We start from the raw sequence: 1,266 nt of genomic DNA on the forward strand, positions 1-1,266 counted from the left end.
CTTCTCTGTAACTGCTATGCAAAACTGGGTGAAACGAGATATAAAAGAAATGATTGGCTCCCCTCAAAAAGGGAAGAAATACTCAATCGAACAAGCAGCATTACTATTCATTGTCGAAGATTTAAAAACAGCGCTTGATTTTGAATCTATTCGCAAACTATTACGACTCATCGTAAATGACCCGGCCGATCGAAGTGATGATTTAATTAACCCTCTTCATTTATATGTAGCTTATTCTTCTTTATTTGAAGAACTGAATCAAGGGAATTGCTTACAACTAAATGCTACAGATACMRTTCATACRATYGAAAATATYGTAAAAGAAAAAGCTGATAAAATMGCAAGYAAGTTCGATCAAATWAATAACGAACAACGCGAAGCAATTCGTAACGCTATTATTATCGCTACACTATCTGTACATACCGCATATGTACAAATGTTAGCGAAACGTTATGTGACAGCAACGTTATTTTTACAAAATTTAGATGTGAAGCCGTAAAAAATAGGAGCAGAATTGCTCCTATTTTTTATTTCTAAACTATTTTATACTCTTTAACTCTTTGCATCTCATGCATTTTCACTTGATTCTGTTTTTTTTGAACCCAGCTTTCTCATAACATCGAATTGCCCTCTTATTATCTTCCCTAACTTGTAATACAACCGCATGTATATCGGGGTCTAAAAATGACCTCTTAATAAAATATTGAAGGTACTTGCAATTTTAGTACGGATCTCAGTTCAACTCATGTTACTTAATCGTCCCCATCGCACCAATTTTCACATGTACCTTGACATTCACATCGCCCTTTGCTAATGCATTATTCCATTTATTTTGGACTTTTTTCCATTCTGGATATGTATAAGTTCTTGCGTATCTCCCAAGCCCAATAGGATCAATATTGGTAGCTTGTATTTTCTTTATTAATTGCTTGAAATCAGCTTCTAACTCAGTTTCAATCGCCTTTTGTAATTTTTCTCCATCTTTTCTTGTATTAAACGAAAAAAGCTGTTCTGTAATGCCGACCTTCATCTTTATATCTGTATTAAATATAAATTTATTATCATATCTTACCTTTGTCTTTACTTTAATATTATAGGCAGTAAAACTTATCCAATCTTTATCCTGGCTATTCGACTTTAGTTTAATTGCAATTGTAAATGGAAAATCACCTGTAATTCTTTGTTGCAAAATGCGTAATAATTTATTTTCATCGGATTTTAGTGTTAATTTATACCTTCCTTTGTCATCTAACAAAGCTGTACCTG

2 protein-coding genes and 1 pseudogene are annotated in these 1,266 nt (G+C 32.8%); 1 reads left to right on the forward strand and 2 read right to left on the reverse strand.

Going from position 1 to position 1,266, the window contains the following annotated elements; genetic code table 11:
* Nucleotides 1–499: DUF1836 domain-containing protein (locus tag AC1DJR_RS30270; protein WP_477004289.1), on the forward strand; the 499-nt coding region annotated here is incomplete at its 5' end.
* A 34-nt stretch (nt 500–533) separates the two neighbouring features.
* Here the strand turns inward: AC1DJR_RS30270 and AC1DJR_RS30275 are convergent.
* Nucleotides 534–706 (reverse strand): annotated as a pseudogene (locus AC1DJR_RS30275) (GNAT family N-acetyltransferase); the annotation flags it as partial.
* A 42-nt stretch (nt 707–748) separates the two neighbouring features.
* The coding region (locus tag AC1DJR_RS30280) for a Ger(x)C family spore germination C-terminal domain-containing protein (RefSeq protein WP_477004290.1) at nt 749–1,266 on the reverse strand (518 nt) is incomplete at its 5' end.

This window comes from Bacillus sp. 05T31, from assembly GCF_056396725.1.